The 18,814-nt window shown below is 51.0% G+C and carries 9 protein-coding genes and 2 pseudogenes; 8 read left to right on the top strand and 3 right to left on the bottom strand.

Going from position 1 to position 18,814, the window contains the following annotated elements; genetic code table 11:
- Positions 1 to 103: 103 nt before the first annotated feature.
- The 8 genes and pseudogenes from EAS44_RS09720 to yehR all read left to right on the top strand — a co-directional run bounded on the left by EAS44_RS09720 (position 104) and on the right by yehR (position 15,777).
- A complete protein-coding gene (locus EAS44_RS09720) occupies positions 104 to 3,892 on the top strand; it encodes a DUF4132 domain-containing protein (RefSeq protein ID WP_001215653.1) in 3,789 nt (1,262 codons plus the stop codon).
- 9 nt (positions 3,893 to 3,901) lie between these two features.
- Entirely contained in the window at positions 3,902 to 7,534 is a 3,633-nt protein-coding gene (gene yehI, locus EAS44_RS09715; protein WP_000356805.1) for a DUF4132 domain-containing protein YehI, read from the top strand.
- A 60-nt stretch (positions 7,535 to 7,594) separates the two neighbouring features.
- Positions 7,595 to 7,911 (top strand): annotated as a pseudogene (yehK, locus tag EAS44_RS09710) (protein YehK).
- Between the two features lie 779 nt (positions 7,912 to 8,690).
- Positions 8,691 to 9,779 carry an ATP-binding protein gene (yehL, locus tag EAS44_RS09705; protein WP_001313986.1) on the top strand — a complete coding sequence of 363 codons (1,089 nt, stop codon included), beginning with the start codon at positions 8,691 to 8,693 and terminating at the stop codon, positions 9,777 to 9,779.
- A gap of 10 nt (positions 9,780 to 9,789) precedes the next feature.
- Positions 9,790 to 12,062 (top strand): annotated as a pseudogene (yehM, locus tag EAS44_RS09700) (DUF5682 family protein).
- Positions 12,055 to 13,191, top strand: coding sequence for a vWA domain-containing protein (yehP, locus tag EAS44_RS09695; RefSeq protein ID WP_001292784.1), 1,137 nt, complete (start codon positions 12,055 to 12,057; stop codon positions 13,189 to 13,191). The pseudogene yehM and the gene yehP overlap by 8 nt, the downstream one beginning before the upstream one ends.
- On the top strand, positions 13,188 to 15,191 hold the full coding sequence (gene yehQ / locus EAS44_RS09690) for an SWIM zinc finger family protein (RefSeq protein ID WP_001332210.1): 2,004 nt from the start codon (positions 13,188 to 13,190) through the stop codon (positions 15,189 to 15,191). The genes yehP and yehQ overlap by 4 nt, the downstream gene beginning before the upstream one ends.
- Before the next feature lie 124 nt (positions 15,192 to 15,315).
- On the top strand, positions 15,316 to 15,777 hold the full coding sequence (yehR, locus tag EAS44_RS09685; protein WP_001296231.1) for a YehR family lipoprotein: 462 nt from the start codon (positions 15,316 to 15,318) through the stop codon (positions 15,775 to 15,777).
- A gap of 40 nt (positions 15,778 to 15,817) precedes the next feature.
- Here yehR and yehS read toward each other — a convergent pair whose 3' ends face one another.
- From yehS to btsS, 3 genes are read right to left on the bottom strand one after another with little or no spacing between them, the layout of a single operon-like run.
- Positions 15,818 to 16,288, bottom strand: a complete 471-nt coding sequence (yehS, locus tag EAS44_RS09680; protein ID WP_001295430.1) for a DUF1456 family protein — start codon at positions 16,286 to 16,288, stop codon at positions 15,818 to 15,820.
- A 46-nt stretch (positions 16,289 to 16,334) separates the two neighbouring features.
- The gene (gene btsR / locus EAS44_RS09675) at positions 16,335 to 17,054 is read right to left on the bottom strand and encodes a two-component system response regulator BtsR (protein WP_000598641.1); all 720 of its coding nucleotides are present in this window, start codon (positions 17,052 to 17,054) and stop codon (positions 16,335 to 16,337) included.
- Positions 17,051 to 18,736 carry a two-component regulatory system sensor histidine kinase BtsS gene (btsS, locus tag EAS44_RS09670; RefSeq protein WP_001295431.1) on the bottom strand — a complete coding sequence of 562 codons (1,686 nt, stop codon included), beginning with the start codon at positions 18,734 to 18,736 and terminating at the stop codon, positions 17,051 to 17,053. Before btsS ends, btsR begins: the two co-directional genes overlap by 4 nt.
- Between the last annotated feature and the right edge of the window lie 78 nt (positions 18,737 to 18,814).

The raw sequence follows: 18,814 nt of genomic DNA, 5'->3' as shown, positions 1-18,814 counted from the left end.
TTATAAATTCCTAAAGTTGTTCTCTTGCGATTTTGTCTCTCTCTAACCCGCATAAATACTGGTAGCATCTGCATTCAACTGGATAAAATTACAGGGATGCAGAATGAGACACTTTATCTATCAGGACGAAAAATCACATAAATTCTGGGCGGTGGAGCAACAGGGAAACGAGTTGCATATCAGTTGGGGAAAAGTTGGTACCCAAGAGCAAAGCCAGGTAAAAAGTTTTGCTGATGCTGTGGCAGCGGAAAAAGCGGAGCTGAAGCTGATTGCGGAGAAGGTGAAGAAGGGATATGTGGAGCAAGCGAAGGATAATTCTTTGCAACCTTCCCAAACGGTAACGGACTCTCTCAAGGTAGCGGACTTATCCACCATTATTCAGGAACAACCCTCTTTCGTAGCAGAAACCCGTGCGGCTGACAAAAATACAGATGCTGTTTTACCGTGGCTGGCGAAAGATATTGCTGTCGTTTTTCCGCCCGAAGTTGTACACACCACGTTAAGTCATCGCCGCTTTCCCGGAGTTCCTGTTCAGCAAGCAGACAAATTGACCCAATTACGTCGCTTAGCCTGTAGTGTGTCGCAACGGGATAATACAACAGCCACATTTGACTTCAGCGCCTGTTCTTTAGAATGGCAAAACACCGTCGCCCAGGCGATCAGTCAGATCGACGACCTGAAAACAACACAGCTACCATCACCCGTAATGGCTGTACTCACGGCACTTGAAATGAAATGCACAAGATATAAAGAGCGTGAGGATGTTATGGATCAGATTATTCAGGAAGGCGGTCTGGAATATGCTACTGATGTAATAATACATCTTCAACAAATATCTATTGAATGGGATTATGTCAACAATAATATTGTTTTCCTGTCGTCTGGCATTTCACCTGATTATTTGCAGCAATATTCCAGCTTTGAATTACGCCTACGTAAACATTTATCACTGGCGGAAGAGTCTCTCTGGCAAAAATGTGCACAAAAACTTATTGCCGCAGTTCCACATATTCCAGAATGGCGGCAACCATTAATTGCTTTGTTATTGCCCGAAAAACCAGAAATTGCACATGAAATTGCCCAGCGTCTACTGGGGCAAAAGAAATTACCCTCGCTGGAGTGGCTAAAAATAGTGGCGACTGATGAGCACATTCTTGCCTCATTAGAAAAATATCACGAGCCATATGCCATTTTTGATGATTACTATTGTGGTGCGATATGGTCAGCCACCGTATTACAGGAGCAAGGTGTTGCGGCCCTGCCCCGATTTGCTCCCTATGTCGCAAGTGACTACTGCGCCGATGTGTTGCGTCATATCAATCATCCGTTCGCATTAACACTGCTTATACGTGTAGCAGGGCATACTAAACGCTGTCACGATCGAATGACGAAAGCCTGCGCTGCGTTCCCACACGCAGCACTGGCAGCACTGGCGGAACTTCTAGTGCAAAAAGAAGAGAATAGTTGGCGCATTATGCTAATGACGATGCTTATCTCGCAACCGACACTAGCAGAACAGGTCATTCCCTGGCTTTCGACACCCGCAGTTGCAGTGCTGAAATCATGCCAGCAACAACTGACACAGCCCTCAAACCATGCCAGCGCCGATCTACTGCCGGCCATAGTAGTCTCCCCACCATGGCTTTCGAAAAAGAAAAAATCGCCGATTCCGGTGCTGGATTTAGCACCGCTCAACCTCGAATCCATATGCACAATAACCGACACAGAAGCTAAAGAGTTTCAAACTCATTGGGACTGGGAACCGCATAAGCCAGGTGAAGGTGCTAAAAATTTCCTTTACTCGCTGGGGTATCGCCGCTGGGATTTTGACACATATAAATATATCGGCGCTTCTGACTCGGCAATTGACGCATGGGAACGTGAGGACTTCGCTACACTCATCCAAATGTTTAAAGCCCACCATGCACCGTATCAGGGGGAGTGGCATCTCAACTCACTTCCCTTTTTACCTATGCAAAAAGCGATTAAGCTATGGGAATTTCTCAGCAAAGAGCCGCATACCGCGATAAAACCAGTCATGCTTTATTTGCGACTGGCAGGTATGAGTGGTTTTCTACACTCGTTTTCACGCTACCCTCAAGAAGGTTTTGCGGTTGCTAATTATTTTGCCGCAACGGAACTGGCTCCTGCCGTCGCCCGCGCCTTCAACAAACTCAAAACATTACGACAAGACGCCAGTAGCTGGCTGCTGAAATACCCGGAACACGCCATTACCGGCCTGCTGCCTGCAGCGCTCGGCAAAGCCAGTGAAGCACAGGACAACGCCCGTGCTGCCTTGCGTATGCTTACCGAAAACGGTCATCAGCCATTGCTGCAAGAAATCGCCCGGCGTTATAACCAGCCGGAAGTAACCGATGCGGTGAACGCTCTACTTGCGCTCGATCCCTTAGATAATCACCCGACAAAAATCCCCACTCTTCCGACCTTTTATCAGCCATCGCTCTGGACGCGCCCGTTATTAAAAGCAAACGCCCAATCACTGCCTGATAGCGCACTCCTCCACCTCGGTGAAATGCTCCGCTTCCCTCAGGAAGAGGCACTGTATCCGGGATTATTGCAGGTGAAAGATGCCTGTACCACCGACTCACTGGCTGAATTTGCCTGGGATCTGTTTACCGCCTGGCAGACCGCTGGCGCGCCGTCGAAAGAGAGTTGGGCGTTCACTGCGTTAGGCGTTCTCGGTAACGATGACACCGCCCGCAAACTGACGCCTTTGATTCGCGCCTGGCCTGGTGAATCCCAGCATAAACGCGCCACCGTCGGGTTGGATATTCTCGCTGCTATCGGTAGTGATATCGCCCTGATGCAGCTTAACGGCATCGCCCAGAAACTGAAATTCAAAGCATTACAGGAGCGGGCAAAAGAAAAAATTGCCGACATTGCCGAGAGCCGCGAACTCACGGTGGCGGAGCTTGAAGATCGGTTAGCACCGGATCTCGGTCTGGATGATAATGGTTCGTTGTTGCTGGATTTCGGCCCACGCCAGTTCACCGTCAGCTTTGATGAAACCTTAAAACCGTTTGTGCGTGACGCTTCCGGCAGTCGTCTGAAAGACCTGCCCAAACCAAACAAAAGCGATGATGAATCACAGGCGAACGATGCTGTTAACCGCTACAAATTGCTGAAAAAAGATGCGCGTACCGTCGCCGCCCAGCAGGTAGCAAGGCTGGAATCCGCCATGTGCCTGCGTCGCCGCTGGTCACCGGAAAACTTTCAGCTCTTCCTGGTTGAGCATCCGCTGGTCCGCCACTTAACCCACCGTCTGATTTGGGGCGTTTATAGCGCCGAAAACCAGCTACTGGCTTGCTTTCGCGTAGCGGAAGATAACAGCTACAGCACCGCTGACGATGATCTTTTCACCCTGCCGGAAGGCGATATCTCTATTGGTATTCCTCACGTTCTGGAAATATCACCGACGGATGCTGCCGCCTTCGGGCAGCTTTTTGCCGACTACGAACTGTTACCACCGTTCCGCCAGCTTGATCGTAACAGTTACGCGCTGACAGAAGCCGAGCGCAACGCCAGCGAACTGACACGCTGGACAGGCAGAAAATGCCCGAGTGGTCGGGTAATGGGGCTGGCGAATAAAGGCTGGATAAAGGGCACCCCGCAGGATGCTGGCTGGATCGGCTGGATGATCAACCCCCTGGGCCGCTGGTCGTTAATCATGGAAATCGATGAAGGTTTTGCGGTAGGCATGTCGCCAGCCGAACTGAGTGCCGAGCAACTCTTAAGCAAGCTGTGGCTATGGGAAGGCAAAGCGGAAAGCTATGGCTGGGGGAGTAATTCAACACAGGAAGCGCAGTTCTCCGTACTCGATGCCATCACCGCCAGCGAGCTAATTAACGATATTGAAGCCCTGTTTGAATAAGGAAAGAGCATGGACAAGGAATTACCGTGGCTGGCGGATAACGCCCAACTGGAACTTAAATATAAAAAAGGCAAAACACCACTCAGCCATCGCAATTGGCCAGGCGAACCGGTGCCTGTTATCACTGAAAGCATCATTCAGACACTGAGTGATGAATTGCTACAAAAAGCAGAGAAGAAAAAAAACATTGTCTGGCGTTATGAAAACTTTTCACTGGAGTGGCAGTCCGCCATCACGCAGGCCATCAACTTGATCGGCGAACACAAACCCTCAATCACGGCCCGGACAATGGCGGCGCTAGCCTGTATCGCGCAAAATGATAGCCAACAGTTGCTCGACGAAATCGTCCAACAAGAGGGGCTGGAATATGCAACTGAGGTGGTGATTGCACGCCAGTTTATTGTACGGTGTTATGAGAGTGATCCTCTGGTAGTAACATTGCAGTATCAGAACGAGGACTATGGCTATGGTTATCGCTCAGAAACCTATAACGAATTCGATCTCCGATTACGTAAGCATCTCTCTCTGGCAGAGGAAACCTGCTGGCAGCGTTGCGCCGACAAACTCATTGCCGCACTGCCAGGAATAACCAAAGTTCGCCGCCCTTTTATTGCTCTGAACCTCCCGGAAAAACCCGAAATCGCCAACGAGCTGGTAAGCCTTGAATGTTCGCAAACTCATTTTCGCTCAAAAGAGTGGTTAAAAGTTGTTGCTGATGACCCTAAGGCGGTGAAAGAACTCGCACGTTACTGGAGCCAGGATATATTTAGCGATCGAGAAGCCAGCTACATGTCGCATGAAAACCACTTCGGCTACGCGGCCTGCGCTGCCCTTTTGCGCGAACAAGGACTGGCAGCCGTTCCGCGCCTCGCGATGTATGCACATAAAGAAGATTGCGGCAGTCTGCTGGTACAAATTAACCATCCGCAAGTCATCCGCACCTTGCTACTGGTGGCTGATAAAAACAAACCCAGCCTGCAACGTGTGGCTAAATACAGTAAAAACTTCCCCCATGCGACGCTCGCCGCACTGGCAGAACTGCTGGCGTTAAAAGCCCCCCCTGCGCGCCCTGGTTATCCCATCATCGAAGACAAAAAGCTGCCTGCACAGCAAAAAGCACGTGATGAATACTGGCATACGCTGTTACAAACGCTGATGGCATCGCAGCCACAACTGGCAGAAGAGGTGATGCCGTGCTTAAGTACACAAGCCCAGGCAGTGGTGAATGGTTATTTATCGGCATCGCCAAAACTTGCTTTCGAGAGTACTCATAGCAACGACCTGCCAGAAATACTTGTTTCTCCACCGTGGCGAGGTAAGAAAAAAACGGCATTGCTGCGCCTTGATTTAGTGCCTCTTGAATTAGCGCCCAAAGCCCGCTGGCAACCAGGCGAACGAGAGAGACTTGCCGCCACAGAGTCTGCCCGTTATTTCAGCACGGGATCTTTTACGGAACGCATGGAACGAAAAAGTGGTCGAGTTGTACTACAGGAGCTAGGTTTTGGGGATGATGTATGGCTGTTCCGGAATTATATACTGCCCGGCAAACTGGATGCGGCGCGCAAATCATTAGTGGGTCAGTGGCATTACTCCCCGCGCAGAGTAGAGGAAATCAACAATGGCTGGCACTCCACGGAAGCAAAATCAGCCGAACAGGCGCTTCGTTCCGGCGACGTTGAAGCGTTAATTAACACCTGGGAAAATGATAGCTACTCACGTTATCGTCCGGAAAAGAGTGTCTGGAACCTGTATTTATTGGCACAGTTGCCGCGTGAGATGGCTTTGACTTTCTGGCTGCGTATCAATGAGAAAAAGCATCTGTTCGCGGGTGAGGACTATTTTCTCAGTATCCTCGGGTTGGATACATTACCTGGCCTGTTATTGGCTTTTTCACATCATCCAAAAGAAACATTTCCGTTAATTTTAAATTTCGGCGCAACAGAACTGGCCCTGCCCGTTGCCCGCGTCTGGCGACGTTTCGCGGCGCAGCGTGATCTGGCTCGCCAGTGGATTTTACAATGGCCGGAACATACGGCTACTGCACTTATCCCTCTTGTCTTTACAAAACCCTGCGATAATAGCGAAGCTGCATTACTTGCCCTGCGTTTACTGTATGAACAAGGGCATGGCGAATTACTGCAAACCGTGGCAAACCGCTGGCAGCGTACAGATGTATGGCCTGCCCTGGAGCAATTACTTAAACTGGGTCCAATAGAAATTTACCCGGCACGTATTCCAAAAGCTCCTGATTTCTGGCATCCGGCAATGTGGTCCAGGCCGCGCCTTATCAAGAATAATCAGCCTGTTACCGATGACGCTCTGGAAATTATCGGCGAAATGCTGCGCTTTACCCAGGGCGGACGTTTTTATGGCGGACTGGAACAGCTGAAAACGTTTTGCCAGCCGCAAACGCTGGCAGCTTTTGCCTGGGATCTTTTCACCGCGTGGCAACAAGCTGGTGCTCCCGCAAAAGACAACTGGGCATTTCTGGCGTTAAGTCTCTTTGGCGACGAAAGCACGGCACGGGATCTGACGACACAGATCCTCGCCTGGCCACAAGAGGGCAAATCTGCCCGTGCTGTCAGTGGTCTGAATATACTTACTAAGATGAATAATGATATGGCACTGATACAGCTGCATCATATATCGCAACGGGCGAAATCCCGCCCCTTACGTGATAACGCGGCGGAATTTCTTCAGGTGGTCGCAGAAAATCGCGGGCTAAGCCAGGAAGAGTTAGCGGACAGATTAGTCCCAACACTGGGTCTTGATGATCCGCAGGCGTTGATTTTTGATTTTGGTCCACGGCAATTTACCGTTCGCTTCGATGAAAACCTCAACCCGGTTATCTTTGATCAGCAAAACGTTCGCCAGAAAAGCGTTCCCCGGTTGCGCGCCGATGACGATCAACTGAAAACCCCCGAGGCACTGGCCCGACTCAAAGGGCTAAAAAAAGATGCGACTCAGGTGAGCAAAAACCTGCTCCCGCGTCTTGAAACTGCCCTGCGCACCACCCGACGCTGGTCGCTGGCAGATTTTCATTCTCTGTTTGTTAATCATCCCTTTACCCGTCTGGTTACTCAGCGATTAATATGGGGGGTTTATCCGGCAAATGAACCGCGTCGTTTACTTAACGCCTTTCGTGTGGCCGCTGAGGGGGAGTTCTGCAATGAGCAAGATGAGCCAATTGACCTGCCTGCCGATGCTCTGATTGGCATTGCCCACCCGTTAGAAATGACAGCAGAAATGCGCAGTGAATTTGCACAGCTTTTTGCCGATTACGAAATTATGCCGCCTTTTCGCCAGTTGACGCGGCGCACAGTGCTGCTCACGCCTGACGAGTCAGCCAGTAATAGTTTGAATCGCTGGGAAGGTAAATCTGCTACCGTTGGGCAGCTTATGGGAATGCGATACAAAGGCTGGGAGTCAGGCTATGAGGACGCATTTGTCTATGACTTAGGTGCGTACCGGCTGGTCCTTAAGTTTTCACCCGGTTTTAACCATTACAGTACTGATAGCAAAGCGCTAATGAGCTTCCGTTCTCTTCGGGTTTACCGTGACAATAAATCCGTCACTTTTGCCGAACTTGATGTGTTTGATTTGAGTGAGGCATTAAGCGCACCTGACGTCATTTTCCATTAAAACACAGCGGGCAGTGATGCAACTGCCCGTTATCAACACGACCTACCAGCGGGGGAAGCGATGATCGTGCAAAAAGAGCTGGTTGCTATTTACGATTATGAGATCCCTGTACCTGAAGAGCCGTTTTCCTTCAGACTTGAAATCCATAAATGCTCTGAATTATTTACAGGTTCCGTCTATCGACTGGAGCGATTCCGGCTACATCCAACATTTCATCAACGTGATCGAGAAGATGCCGACCACTAATAAATGATGCGTTGATTTATATAAGAGATGAGTTTATTGATGAGCGGAAATTACGAGGTGAATCACATGAAACAGTAATAGCAATTTTTAATTGTGAACTACAGAATATATTCAACCAAGAAATAGAATAATATACTCTAGATAATTCAAGTCGCAGGAAGGCGATAAGCGAGTGAATCCCCAGGAGCTTACTAAAGTAAGTGACAGGGGTGAACGACAAATCCGCATGGAGCGGATTTGAACGCTACTTGTAGCGGCCCCGTAAGGGGTGAGGTCCATGGATGGGCCGAATAACCCGCAGTCGCAGCACATGCAACTTGAAGTATGACAAGTAAAGCTTTATTAAAGGGGGAAACGGTATTCCCCCTTAAATGCGTTTCAATTTGCCCGTTACTTCAACAAATCAATCAACCGTAACAGAGCCACTAATAACTCCAGTACGGCAATGAGCACGGTTAACTTTTGTGTCAGCGTGTCCATTCGCTCTCCTTATTAAGGAGCGCAACACCAGCATCTTACCCTTACACTGCCTGTCGATACTGGTTTACGTATGTTGAGTCGCCATGTTGCACTCCGGATCAGAGCACTACCTGCGGCACCACCCGTCCGGTAGCCAGGACTTGAAATTGGTTCGATCCGGCGCAACTTCCCAACAGTCAGGATTATAAATCTCATTATCTTAATTGCAACGGGGTCCGTAGGTGGTTATAATTCGTTCGTTGGGGCGCCATGTTGCATAATCAGTAACTTAACGTCAAAGTTGTAAATAAAAGAACCTGCCTCACCAGCAGGTTTTTTTATTTTTTGCGATCTGCTTTCCAGATATTTTCCGCTCAAACAACTAATGCGCCAAACATTTATTGCGCGTAAAATATCGTTTATTTCATTAATACATTTCAGGGATGAATATATGTCACCGCAGAATAATCACCTGCAGCGTCCGCCTGCTGCTGTGTTATACGCCGTTGAACTGGCAAAATTAAAACAAAATGATAACGCACCTTGCCCGCCAGGTTGGCAGTTAAGTTTGCCTGCGGCCCGTGCTTTTATCCTTGGCGACGAAGCGCAAAATATTAGCCGTAAAGTGGTGATTAGTCCCTCCGCTGTCGAACGTATGTTAGTCACTCTTGCCACCGGGCGCGGTTTGATGTTGGTGGGGGAACCTGGCACCGCAAAATCTCTCCTGTCTGAATTACTGGCAACCGCTATTAGCGGCGATGCCGGGTTAACCATCCAGGGCGGCGCATCTACTACTGAAGATCAAATCAAGTACGGCTGGAACTACGCCCTGCTTATCAACCATGGTCCGTCAACGGAAGCACTGGTCCCTGCCCCGCTTTACCAGGGAATGCGCGACGGCAAAATCGTCCGTTTTGAAGAGATAACGCGTACACCGCTGGAAGTACAAGACTGTCTGTTAGGTATGCTTTCTGACAGGGTGATGACGGTGCCGGAACTCACCGGTGAAGCCAGTCAGCTCTATGCGCGGGAAGGCTTTAATATTATTGCCACTGCCAATACCCGCGATCGCGGCGTCAATGAAATGAGTGCCGCGCTAAAGCGTCGCTTCGATTTTGAAACTGTCTTTCCGATTATGGATTTCGCCCAGGAGCTGGAGCTTGTCGCCAGTGCTTCGGCGCGTTTGCTGGCCCATAGCGGCATTCCGCATAAAGTGCCTGACGCGGTACTGGAGTTACTGGTCCGCACCTTTCGCGATCTGCGTGCCAACGGCGAAAAGAAAACGTCAATGGATACACTGACAGCGATTATGTCCACCGCTGAAGCCGTGAACGTGGCCCACGCGGTGGGCGTCCGCGCCTGGTTTTTAGCGAATCGCGCAGGTGAGCCGGCCGATCTGGTGGACTGTATTGCCGGAACCATCGTCAAAGATAACGAAGAAGATCGCGCGCGCCTGCGCCGTTACTTCGAACAACGTGTTGCTACACATAAAGAAGCTCACTGGCAGGCTTATTATCAAGCTCGCCACCGCCTGCCGTGAGGAAAGATGTATGAGCGAGCCGTTAATTGTCGGCATCATAGTCCGGCCTGCGCCCGGCTGGCGAAATCGTTAATCGAAAGCCAGCGGCCACGATACGTATTGATTGAAGGCCCGGCTGATTTTAATGACCGGATAGACGAACTGTTTTTAGCCCACCAGCTTCCGGTAGCTATTTACAGTTATTGCCAGTATCAGGACGGTGCGGCCCCCGGGCGTGGTGCCTGGACGCCATTTGCTGAATTTTCGCCGGAGTGGCAGGCGCTACAAGCCGCACGTCGTATTCAGGCACAAACTTACTTCATCGATTTGCCTTGCTGGGCGCAGAGTGAAGAAGAGGACGATTCGCCTGATACACAAGATGAAAGCCAGACCTTACTGCTGCGTGACACCCGCATGGATAACAGCGATACCCTGTGGGATCACTTATTCGAAGATGAAAGCCAGCAAACTGCATTACCCTCTGCACTGGCGCGCTATTTTGCCCAACTGCGGGGCGATTCCCCCGGAGATGCTCTCAATCGTCAGCGCGAAGCCTTTATGGCTCGCTGGATTACATGGGCGATGCAGCAAAACAATGGCGACGTGTTAGTCGTCTGCGGCGGCTGGCACGCTCCTGCACTGGCAAACATGTGGCGCGAATGCCCGCAGGAAATTAACAAGCCAGAATTGTCCTCGCTGGCAGATGCCGTTACAGGTTGTTATCTCACACCCTACAGTGAAAAGCGCCTTGATGTGCTGGCAGGATACCTTTCCGGAATGCCTGCCCCGGTCTGGCAAAACTGGTGCTGGCAGTGTGGCTTACAGCAGGCAGGTGAACAACTGCTGAAAACGGTTCTTACCCGTTTGCGCCAGCACAAATTGCCCGCTTCTACCGCTGATATGGCTGCTGCTCATCTGCATGCTATGGCACTGGCACAGTTGCGCGGCCATACACTACCTCTACGCACTGACTGGCTGGATGCCATAGCTGGCTCGCTGATTAAAGAAGCCTTGAACGCGCCGTTGCCGTGGAGCTACCGCGGAGTTATTCATCCCGATACCGATCCGATTCTGGTAACGTTGATAGACACATTAGCGGGTGACGGATTCGGTAAACTTGCCCCTTCTACGCCACAACCGCCTCTGCCAAAAGATGTCACCTGCGAACTGGAACGTACCGGAATCTCTCTTCCGGCGGAGCTTACCTTAAATCGCTTTACCCCCGATGGACTGGCGCAAAGTCAGGTGTTACATCGGTTGGCAATACTGGAGATCCCAGGGGTTGTGCGCCAGCAGGGAAGTACACTGTCACTTGCAGGCAACGGTGAAGAATGCTGGAAATTAACCCGCCCGCTTAGCCAGCATGCGGCATTGATTGAGGCCGCCTGCTTTGGCGCCACACTCCAGGAAGCCGCACGCCATAAATTAGAAGCCGATATGCTGGACGCGGGTGGAATCGGCTGTATCACCACATGTCTTAGCCAGGCAGCGTTAGCGGGTCTGGCGTCTTTCAGTCAACAATTACTGGAACAACTCACATTATTAATCGCCCAGGAAAATCAATTCGCCGAAATGGGCCAGGCGCTGGAAGTGCTATATGCCTTATGGCGGCTGGATGAAATTAGCGGTATGCAAGGCGCGCAGATATTACAAATGACATTATGCGCGGCCATCGATCGCACGCTGTGGCTATGTGAATCCAACGGCAGACCGGATGAAAAGGAGTTTCACACTCACCTGCATAGCTGGCAGGCGCTTTGCCATATCCTGCGCGATCTACATAGCGGCGTTAATTTACCCGGCGTTTCTCTTTCTGCGGCGGTAGCCTTACTGGAGCGCCGCAGTCAGGCGATTCATGCCCCGGCGCTGGATCGCGGCGCGACTCTTGGCGCACTGATGCGTCTGGAACATCCCAACGCCAGTGCCGAAGCGGCGCTGACGATGCTGGCGCAGTTATCCCCGGCACAATCCGGCGAGGCGCTGCACGGTTTGCTGGCATTAGCCCGTCATCAACTGGCCTGTCAGCCGGTATTTATCGCCGGTTTCAGCAGTCATTTAAATCAACTGAGTGATGCCGATTTTATCAATGCCCTGCCCGATTTACGCGCGGCGATGGCCTGGCTACCACCTCGAGAACGCGGGACGCTGGCGCATCAGGTGCTTGAGCATTATCAACTGGTGCAACTTCCCGTTTCGGCACTGCAAATGCCGTTGCATTGTCCACCACAAGACATTGCACATCATCAACAACTCGAACAGCAGGCACTGGCATCGCTGCAACACTGGGGAGTTTTCCATGTCTGAACTGAACGATCTTCTGACCACCCGTGAGCTACAACGCTGGCGATTAATTCTTGGCGAAGCGGCAGAAACGACGCTTTGTGGGCTGGATGACAACGCCCGGCAGATAGACCACGCGCTGGAGTGGCTGTATGGGCGCGATCCTGAACGGCTCCAGCGTGGTGAACGTTACGGTGGATTAGGTCGTTCAAATCTCACCACCCCTGAGTGGATCAACAGCATTCACACGCTGTTTCCGCAACAGGTGATTGAGCGGCTGGAAAGCGATGCCGTGCTGCGCTACGGCATTGAAGATGTGGTGACGAATCTCGACGTGCTGGAACGTATGCAGCCTTCTGAAAGCCTGCTACGCGCCGTTTTGCACACCAAACATCTGATGAATCCCGAAGTACTGGCTGCCGCCCGCCGGATAGTGCACCAGGTTGTTGAAGAGATTATGGCGCGACTGGCAAAGGAAGTTCGTCAGGCTTTTTCTGGAGTACGCGATCGCCGTCGCCGCTCATTTATTTCACTGGCGCGAAACTTTGATTTCAAAAGTACTCTGCGCGCCAACCTGCAACACTGGCACCCGCAACACGGCAAGTTGTATATCGAATCCCCCCGCTTTAACAGCCGCATTAAACGCCATAGCGAACAATGGCAACTGGTCCTACTGGTTGATCAAAGCGGATCGATGGTTGATTCGGTGATCCACTCCGCAGTGATGGCGGCTTGTTTATGGCAGTTACCCGGCATTCGTACCCATCTGGTCGCTTTTGACACCAGCGTGGTTGATCTCACGGCAGACGTTGCCGATCCGGTAGAGTTATTAATGAAAGTACAACTGGGCGGCGGGACCAATATCGCCAGTGCCGTGGAGTATGGTCGGCAACTTATTGAACAACCTGCAAAAAGTGTCATTATTCTCGTGAGCGATTTTTATGAAGGTGGGTCATCATCATTGCTGACGCATCAGGTGAAAAAGTGTGTCCAGAGCGGCATCAAAGTGCTGGGGCTGGCAGCGCTCGACAGCAACGCAACGCCTTGCTATGACCACGATACGGCCCAGGCGCTGGTTAATGTCGGCGCACAAATAGCCGCAATGACACCGGGCGAGCTGGCTTCCTGGCTTGCGGAGAATCTTCAGTCATGAATTCACTACGTCCGGAATTATTAGAACTGACACCACAGGCACTGACGGCGTTAAGCAATGCCGGTTTTGTTAAGCGCAGCCTTAAGGAACTGGAAAATGGCAACGTCCCGGAAATCAGTCATGAGAACGGCGCTTTAATCGCCACCTTCAGTGACGGTGTCCGTACCCAGCTGGCGAACGGCCAGGCACTGAAAGAGGCTCAGTGCACCTGCGGGGCCAGCGGCATGTGCCGTCATCGCGTGATGCTGGTGTTAAGTTATCAACGACTTTGTGCCACCGCCCAGCCTACGGAAAAAAAAGAAGAAGAGTGGGATCCGGCAATCTGGCTGAAAGAACTGGCTACCTTGCCCGATGCCACCCGCAAACGCGCGCAGGCGCTGGTCGCTAAAGGCATCACCATTGAGTTGTTCTGTGCGCCTGGCGAAATTCCCTCTGCCCGATTACCGATGAGCGATGTGCGTTTTTATTCCCGCAGCAGCATTCGCTTCGCACGCTGTGATTGCATTGAAGGCACACTTTGCGAACATGTCGTACTGGCTGTGCAGGCCTTCGTCGAGGCCAAAACTCAGCAAGCGGAATTTACTCATTTAATCTGGCAGATGCGCAGTGAACACGTCACATCATCTGATGATCCGTTTGCCAGCGAAGAAGGCAAAACGTGTCGTCAATATGTTCAGCAATTAAGCCAGGCATTATGGCTGGGCGGGATAAGTCAACCGCCAATCCATTACGAGGCCGCTTTCAGTCGCGCGCAGCAAGCGGCGGAACGCTGCAACTGGCGATGGGTGAGTGAATCGCTACGGCAATTGCGCGCCAGTGTTGATGCCTTCCACGCCCGTGCCAGCCACTACCATGCCGGAGAATGCTTACGTCAGCTTGCGGCATTAAACAGTCGATTAAATTGCGTACAAGAGATGGCGCGGCGCGACAGTATCGGTGAAGTTCCTCCCATGCCGTGGCGCACGGTCGTTGGCGCTGGTATTGCCGGAGAAGCAAAACTTGATCATCTGCGGCTGGTGTCTTTAGGTATGCGTTGCTGGCAGGATATTGAGCAGTATGGTTTACGCATCTGGTTTACCGATCCCGACACAGGAAGTATTTTGCATCTTTCGCGTAGTTGGCAGAGAAGCGAACAGGAAAACTCACCGGCAGCGACGCGTCGGCTGTTTAGTTTTCAGGCTGGCGCACTGGCAGGTGGGCAAATTGTTTCACAAGCTGCAAAACGCAGTGCCGATGGCGAGCTGCTGTTCGCGACCCGTAACCGCTTGAGTGGCGTTGTTCCACTGTCGCCAGACGCCTGGCTAATGTTGAGCGCGCCGTTGCGCCAGCCGGGCATTGTGGCTTTGCGGGAATATTTACGCCAGCGTCCCCCCGCCTGCATACGACCAATCAACCAGGTCGATAACTTATTTATTCTGCCGATAGCGGAGTGTATTTCGCTCGGTTGGGATAGCAGCCGCCAGACACTGGATGCGCAGGTAATCAGCGGCGAAGGGGAAGATAATGTGCTGACGTTATCCCTTCCGGCATCTGCCTGTTCTCCTTTTGCCGTTGAACGCATGGCGGCGCTTTTGCAACAAACAGACGACCCCGTGAGCCTGGTTTCTGGCTTTGTCAGTTTTGTAGAGGGGCAATTGACACTGGAACCACGGGTGATGATGACAAAAACCCGCGCCTGGGCGCTGGACGCAGAAACTGCGCCTGTGGCACCGCTACCTTCTGCCAGCGTTCTGCCTGTGCCGTCTACCGCTCATCAGTTGCTGATGCGCTGCCAGGCGTTACTTATTCAACTGCTCCATAACGGCTGGCGCTATCAGGAACAGAGTGCTATTGGTCAGGCAGAGTTGCTGGCGAATGACCTCACCGCGGTGGGTTTTTATCGGCTGGCACATGTGTTGGGACAATTTCGTAATACAGAAAGCGAGGCACGGGTAGAAGCAATGAATAACGGTGTTTTGCTTTGCGAACAATTATTCCCCATGCTTCAGCAACAAGGATGAAATAGTGCTTTTTATTAAGAGTTCTACTCCTGTTCCGGACTGCTCACGCCACAGTATTAGGCATATCCTATATAGCCCCTGGTGAGAGTCACCAGTTCCTTGATTAAATAAAATGGAGTTTTACATGAAGGCTTTCAATAAGCTGTTTTCCCTTGTTGTTGCATCTGTTCTGGTTTTCTCTCTTGCTGGCTGCGGTGACAAAGAAGAATCAAAGAAATTCAGCGCCAATCTGAACGGCACTGAAATTGCCATTACCTATGTCTACAAAGGTGACAAGGTGCTTAAGCAATCTTCTGAAACCAAAATTCAATTTGCCTCCATTGGTGCAACCACCAAAGAAGATGCCGCCAGGACACTTGAGCCGTTAAGCGCTAAATACAAAAACATCGCGGGTGTTGAAGAAAAATTAACCTATACCGATACCTACGCGCAGGAAAACGTGACTATTGATATGGAAAAAGTGGATTTTAAAGCCCTGCAGGGTATTTCAGGAATCAACGTTTCTGCTGAAGATGCCAAAAAAGGTATCACTATGGCGCAAATGGAACTGGTGATGAAAGCCGCTGGTTTTAAAGAAGTGAAATAATCTGTCGGCGGCCATGTTTCGCATGGCCGCCATACCCGTCTTAGCTTTTCTTCACATGCTGGCGCGCTGCCAGTCCACGCAGAAAATAACGTAAAAATTGATCGCCGCATTCGCGGAAGTTTTTATGATCCGGTGCACGCATCATCGCCGTAATTTCCGGCATCGAAACGCGGAACTGCTGTTCGGTGAGGATTGCCAGAATGTCATCGGTTTTAAGCGAAAACGCGATGCGTAATTTTTTCAGCACGATGTTGTTATTAATGCGACGCTCCGGCTCCAGTGCCGGAGCAGACTCATCCTTGCCGCGTTTTTCATAAATCAGGCCATTGAGGAATGACGACAAAACAATGTCCGGACAACGCTGAAAACCCTCTTCGTCTTCTTTACGTAGCCAGACGGCGATCTGTTCCGCGGTGGCTTCGACATTACCCAGCGCCAGAATACGCACCAGGTCATTATTATTGGCTTTCAAAATGTAGCGCACGCTGCGCAGAATATCGTTACTTAGCATGAGGCCTTCAGGTGTTGATGAGGCAAAAAGCCATTTTAGCAGTCTTTTACAGGCCAATCGCCTCTTTTAAGCTTTTCAGATAACGGCGGCTGACCGGCACGGTTAAGCCATTACGCAAAATCAACTCGGCCTGGCCGTTATCTTCCAGACGGATCTCCTGTAAATGCGCGAGGTTAACCAGATACTGACGATGGCAGCGCAGTAGTGGTGTACGACTTTCCAGGGTACGTAATGTCAGTTCGGTAAAGCCCTCTTTCCCTTCGTGACTGGTAACGTAGACACCGCTCATCCGACTGCTGACAAATGCCACATCTTTCATTTGCAGCAAATAAATCCGACTATGCCCCGTACAAGGGATAAATTTCAGCGCCTGTTGATTTTCCGGTAACAACGAAACATCCTGCTTGCTGCGCTCCTGACGCAATCGCGCCAGCGTTTTCTCCAGTCGCGCTTCATCAATTGGCTTCAGCAGATAATCAAAGGCATGTTCTTCAAAGGCTTTAATGGCGTATTCGTCAAACGCGGTGAGAAAAACAATATACGGGCGATGTTCCGGGTCGAGCATCCCCACCATTTCCAGACCACTGATGCGCGGCATCTGGATATCGAGAAACAGCACATCCGGGCGCAGTTTATGCACCGCGCCGATCCCTTCTACGGCGTTTGAACACTCTCCAACGATTTCAATATCGCTCTGCTCCTGCAAAAATACGCGCAGGTTCTCCCGTGCAAGCGGTTCATCATCGACAATTAAGACTTTAATCATGCCTCGTCCCTCCATGGTAGTCGTAACGTTATTCGGGTGTAACTATCAGGCTCACAGGCGACGCTTATCCCATAGTCATCGCCAAACCGTTCACGTAAACGCTTATCCACCAGATTCATCCCCAGCCCACTGGCATTGGTTACCGGTTGATACAAACCGGCATTGTCTTCGATCTCCAGCATCAAATGTTGCCCCTCACGTCGGGCGCTGATTGCCACTCGCCCTGTATCCAACAGTTGTGATGTCCCATGTTTAATGGCGTTTTCCACTATCGGTTGCAGGGTAAACGCGGGCAATTGCTGCTGGGATAATTCTTGCGGAATAGCAATGTTGACCTGCAACCGCGACTGGAAGCGCGCCTTTTCAATTTGCAGATAAGCGTTCACATGTTCAATTTCGTCGGCGAGAGTAACAAACTCCGAAGGCCGCTTTAAGTTTTTGCGGAAAAAAGTAGAAAGATACTGCACCAGCTGGCTGGCCTGTTCGCTGTCGCGGCGGATCACCGCTTTAATGGTGTTAAGCGCATTAAACAAAAAATGGGGATTCACCTGGGCGTGAAGCAGTTTGATCTCTGACTGGGTGAGCATCGCTTTTTGCCGCTCATATTGCCCGGCGAGGATCTGCGCCGAAAGCAGTTGCGCAATCCCCTCGCCCAGCGTGCGGTTGATTGAACTGAATAAACGGTTTTTGGCTTCATACAATTTGATGGTACCCATCACTCGCTGATTTTCACCACGCAACGGAATGACCAGCGTCGACCCCAGTTTGCATTGCGGATGCAAAGAGCAACGGTAAGGCACTTCGTTGCCATCAGCGTAGACCACTTCACCGGTTTCAATCGCTTTTAAAGTATAAGTCGAAGAAATTGGTTTGCCGGGTAAATGGTGGTCGTCACCAATTCCGGTAAAGGCCAGCAATTTCTCTCGATCGGTAATCGCGACTGCACCAATATCCAGCTCCTGATACAGCACCTGTGCCACTTTCATGCTGTTCACTTCGTTAAACCCCTGGCGCAAAATGCCTTCCGTCGAGGCCGCCACTTTCAGCGCAGTGGCAGAAAAAGCCGAAGTGTATTTTTCAAACATCGCGCGTTTATCGAGCAATATACGCATAAACAGTGCCGCGCCGACGGTATTGGTGACCATCATTGGCGCAGCAATATTACTCACCAGACGCACCGCATCTTCATAAGGTCGGGCGATCGCCAGGATGATCAACATTTGCACCATTTCAGCGACGAACGTGACGGCACCGGCGGTAATGGGGTTAAAGACTTTATCAGTGCGCCCGCGACGGATCAGGATGCTGTGTACCAGGCCGCCGAGCAATCCTTCAACGATGGTCGAGATCATGCAACTTAGCGCGGTCATGCCCCCCATCGAATATCGATGTAACCCGCCGGTCAGACCAACCAGCCCACCGACGACCGGACCGCCGAGTAAGCCGCCCATTACCGCACCTATCGCACGGGTATTGGCAATAGAATCGTCAATGTGCAACCCAAACCAGGTGCCCATGATGCAGAAGATGGAAAAGACGATGTAGCAGAGAAATTTATGCGGCAGACGAACCGTGACCTGCATTAACGGTATGAATAATGGCGTTTTACTCATTAACCACGCAATGACTAAAAAAACGCACATCTGCTGAAGCAGCAGCAACACCAGATTAAAATCGTACATACCCGCAAACCACACTTCCCTTTAAAACGCGTAACATACATTGCTTGCGTTTAACTTTCTTTGAACTCTTGCAGAAAA

The organism is Escherichia coli DSM 30083 = JCM 1649 = ATCC 11775, assembly GCF_003697165.2.
GTDB lineage: Bacteria > Pseudomonadota > Gammaproteobacteria > Enterobacterales > Enterobacteriaceae > Escherichia > Escherichia coli.
This window is presented reverse-complemented; position numbering and strand designations above follow the sequence as displayed.

What these genes read in the sequence shown, in the direction of transcription:
- EAS44_RS09720 (WP_001215653.1), top strand. Translation starts at nt 104, where the DNA reads ATGAGACACTTTATCTATCAGGACGAAAAATCACATAAATTCTGGGCG.
- yehI (WP_000356805.1), top strand. Translation starts at nt 3,902, where the DNA reads ATGGACAAGGAATTACCGTGGCTGGCGGATAACGCCCAACTGGAACTT.
- yehL (WP_001313986.1), top strand. Translation starts at nt 8,691, where the DNA reads ATGTCACCGCAGAATAATCACCTGCAGCGTCCGCCTGCTGCTGTGTTA.
- yehP (WP_001292784.1), top strand. Translation starts at nt 12,055, where the DNA reads ATGTCTGAACTGAACGATCTTCTGACCACCCGTGAGCTACAACGCTGG.
- yehQ (WP_001332210.1), top strand. Translation starts at nt 13,188, where the DNA reads ATGAATTCACTACGTCCGGAATTATTAGAACTGACACCACAGGCACTG.
- yehR (WP_001296231.1), top strand. Translation starts at nt 15,316, where the DNA reads ATGAAGGCTTTCAATAAGCTGTTTTCCCTTGTTGTTGCATCTGTTCTG.
- yehS (WP_001295430.1), bottom strand. Translation starts at nt 16,288, where the DNA reads ATGCTAAGTAACGATATTCTGCGCAGCGTGCGCTACATTTTGAAAGCC.
- btsR (WP_000598641.1), bottom strand. Translation starts at nt 17,054, where the DNA reads ATGATTAAAGTCTTAATTGTCGATGATGAACCGCTTGCACGGGAGAAC.
- btsS (WP_001295431.1), bottom strand. Translation starts at nt 18,736, where the DNA reads ATGTACGATTTTAATCTGGTGTTGCTGCTGCTTCAGCAGATGTGCGTT.